4 protein-coding genes are annotated in these 3,049 nt (G+C 50.3%); all 4 read left to right on the forward strand.

Annotated elements, in window-relative coordinates; all coding sequences use genetic code 11:
- Positions 1-126 precede the first annotated feature (126 nt).
- Genes ispD through WCI03_15170 form a run of 4 tightly spaced genes read left to right on the forward strand, consistent with a single transcriptional unit; the run spans position 127 to position 2,925 of the window.
- Positions 127-804, forward strand: coding sequence for a 2-C-methyl-D-erythritol 4-phosphate cytidylyltransferase (gene ispD / locus WCI03_15155; GenBank protein MEI8141189.1), 678 nt, complete (start codon positions 127-129; stop codon positions 802-804).
- A gap of 5 nt (positions 805-809) precedes the next feature.
- Positions 810-1,544 carry a metallophosphoesterase family protein gene (locus tag WCI03_15160; protein MEI8141190.1) on the forward strand — a complete coding sequence of 245 codons (735 nt, stop codon included), beginning with the start codon at positions 810-812 and terminating at the stop codon, positions 1,542-1,544.
- A gap of 2 nt (positions 1,545-1,546) precedes the next feature.
- Positions 1,547-2,431, forward strand: a complete 885-nt coding sequence (locus tag WCI03_15165; protein ID MEI8141191.1) for an alkaline phosphatase family protein — start codon at positions 1,547-1,549, stop codon at positions 2,429-2,431.
- A 47-nt stretch (positions 2,432-2,478) separates the two neighbouring features.
- Positions 2,479-2,925, forward strand: a complete 447-nt coding sequence (locus tag WCI03_15170) for a PTS sugar transporter subunit IIA (GenBank protein MEI8141192.1) — start codon at positions 2,479-2,481, stop codon at positions 2,923-2,925.
- The last annotated feature ends 124 nt before the right edge of the window (positions 2,926-3,049 follow it).

Raw genomic sequence — 3,049 nt, forward strand, 5'->3', positions numbered from 1 at the left:
CTGGGCCGAGGGGGCAGAACCCGGTCGGCCCCTCCCCAGTGTCTGAATCGCAGAATGAATCAATACAGTTTTGACACTCCACTCTTAAGGGGGTAGTATCTGAATTCCTGAAAGGCGGGTATTGTAATGATTTTCGGTATCATCGTTGCGGCTGGAAAAAGTGAGCGCATGGGTGCGGATGTGGATAAGGCATTCCTCTCTCTTGGGACTCGCCCGGTATTGATGTATTCCCTCCAAGCGTTTGAACAATGCCCTCTGATTGATGGTGTGATTCTGGTTGTGAGAAAGGATCGATTGGATGCGGCTCGCGGCATGATTCAGATGTTCGGATTTTCAAAGGTGAGGAAAGTTGTGGCGGGCGGCGCCTCCCGGCAGCTCTCTGTGATGCTGGGTATGGCCGAACTGAAGGACGATGTGAAAATTGTAGCTGTTCATGATGGTGCCAGGCCTTGTGTGACGCCTGCGCTTATTCAGGACACTATTCTGTCTGCCAAGCGGCAGGGTACCGGCGTGGCAGCGGTCAAAGTGACCGACACGATCAAGGAAGTGGATCGGGGCACGCTAGTTTCAAGAACGGTGGATAGATCAAAATTATGGGCGGTACAGACGCCTCAAACTTTCCGGGTTGATTGGCTGAATAAGGCGTATGCCAATGCCAAGAAGAAGAAGCTAACAGTCACGGATGAGGCTTCGGCCGTGGAAGCTTTGGGGGAGCAGGTTCATTTGGTACCTGCCCCGTCGACAAATATAAAAATAACTACGCCTGCTGATCTAGCCCTAGCTTCGATGATTTTGAAGGTGTAAGTGATATGGCGAATGTGAAATATGCGGTGATGGGAGACATTCACGGTAACTGGGAAGCTCTCAGCGCCGTTTTGGAAGATGCTCATGCCCAAGGGGTAACGAATTATACCTGCGTCGGAGATATGGTAGGCTATAATGCCAACCCCTCTGAATGTCTGGCGAAAATTCGTGAATTGAACGCTATTTGCGTTCGAGGTAATCATGATCATTACTGTTCGCACGATGAATGTATTCGTGATTTCCATCCTCTCGCCGCCAATGTGGTGGACTGGACGCGGAATCAGTTGACTGAGGATGAACTGGCCTTCCTGAAGCAACTCAAAATGGTGAGAGTGGTAAGCAGTTTCACTCTGGTTCACAGCACTTTGGATATGCCCGAGAAATGGGGCTATGTATTTGATGAATTGGAAGCGGAGTCCAATTTCAATTATCAGTCGACGACGGTGTGTTTCTACGGGCATACCCATCAACCCGTGGTGTTTGAGAAATCCGGGTATGTGCGTCGCCTCAACGTCGCCGGAGTGATCTCTGTCACGCTGGGAAAGAAATATTTCGTTAATGTGGGGAGTGTCGGTCAGCCCAGGGATGGCGATAACCGGGCTTCTTACGCTGTTTATGATACGACGGCCCGCCAGTTTGAAATTCGTCGGGTGAACTATGATATTGAAACGGCCCAGAAAAAAATTATTGCGGCGGGCCTGCCTGAGCGTCTGGCCGTCCGTCTTGGGTTGGGGGTTTAGCTTTGCGAGAGGCGCCACGGACTTTATTCATCCTTGTTGATGGGCTCGGGATGGGCTTGGATAATCCTGAAGTAAACCCCGTCTACAGCGGTGTGTGTCCAAATTTGCTCAACCTGCTTAAAGTAAATGCCAGCTCCATTGATGCGGGCATGGGGGTCGAAGGGATACCTCAGAGTGCGACAGGGCAGACAGCACTGATGACCGGTGTCAATGCGGCGCGGCATATGGGGCGGCATGTGGCTGGATTCCCCGGCCCCTCACTCCAGAAGATTGTCCGGGCGAATAATATTTATGACAAACTTGGCGCGCTTGAATTTTCGTCGACCTTCGCCAATGCCTACTATGTTTCTGATGTTCGGGAGGTCGAAACCCGTAAGGTTCAGTCAGTGACGACGGTGGCGGCTTTAAAGGCTTTTGGGTGTGTACGGGACAAAGCCTTGATGGAGCAGGGAAAGGCCGTTTATCAGGATCTTACACGGGAGAGTCTTCGGTCGCGAGGATATGAGGGATCGCTGCAAACTCCAATTCAGGCGGCGCAAGCTTTGGTTTCGATTGCCCGGGAATATGATTTTACCCTGTTTGAATACTTTCAAACCGATCGGATGGGGCATAAAGGAACTTGGGACGACATGCTGCGTGTTTTGGGGACTTTTGATGAGTTTCTGGGTGAGGTGCTGGCGTTTACCCGGGAGGAAGGCGCGCTCTTCGTGCTGACCAGTGATCATGGAAATATTGAACGGTTTGGTTCCCGCTCCCATTCCCTTAATCCTGTACCATTAGTGGCTATAGGGCAGGGGAGTGATTACTTGAAAAGGACCATTTGTTCGGTGACGGACGTCACTCCTGCGTTAATTGATCTCTATTCTTGTAAAAATAGTTCGCAATAGAGATATGATGTGCTAAATATTGAACGTTTTTTTTTGAGGATCCCGGCATGAATTTAAAGAAGCTGTTATCTGAAGATACTATCATCGTCGATCTGAAGGGTACGACCAAAGAGGAAATCATCGAGGAGATGATTGATTTGCTCGTGGCCAGGGGGCGGGTTAAAGACCGTGATGCGGCCCTTAAGGCCGTGTTGGATCGTGAACAGAAGATGTCTACCGGCATGCAGCATGGAATTGCCATTCCCCATGGTAAAACGGATTCGGTCGAAAAGCTGGCAACGGCTCTTGCCTTGAAAAAAGAGGGTGTCGATTTCGCGTCAATGGATGGCAAGCCCTCAACCATTTTTGTCATGACCATTTCCTCCATCAGTCGTACCGGTCCGCATATTCAGTTCTTATCTGAAATCAGTCAGATTTTGAATGATAGTGAAAAACGCGATCGTATTTTGCAGTCAAAAACTGCCGCGGAAGTCCTGGATGTTCTGACGAATTGAGGTTGCAGGCAGGACCATCCTTTGCTCAATCCCAACGGTGCCGAGTGAAGGGTGGCGCGCCTGACAGGGGTCGAACCTGTAATCTTCTGATTCGAAGTCAGATGCCTTGTCCATTAGGCTACAG

Source organism: bacterium (assembly GCA_037143175.1).
Lineage (GTDB): Bacteria > Verrucomicrobiota > Kiritimatiellia > CAIKKV01 > CAITUY01 > JAABPW01.

Bases quoted from the DNA above. Each gene is read 5' to 3' on its own strand.
- WCI03_15160 (MEI8141190.1), top strand. From the start codon at position 810: ATGGCGAATGTGAAATATGCGGTGATGGGAGACATTCACGGTAACTGG.
- ispD (MEI8141189.1), top strand. From the start codon at position 127: ATGATTTTCGGTATCATCGTTGCGGCTGGAAAAAGTGAGCGCATGGGT.
- WCI03_15170 (MEI8141192.1), top strand. From the start codon at position 2,479: ATGAATTTAAAGAAGCTGTTATCTGAAGATACTATCATCGTCGATCTG.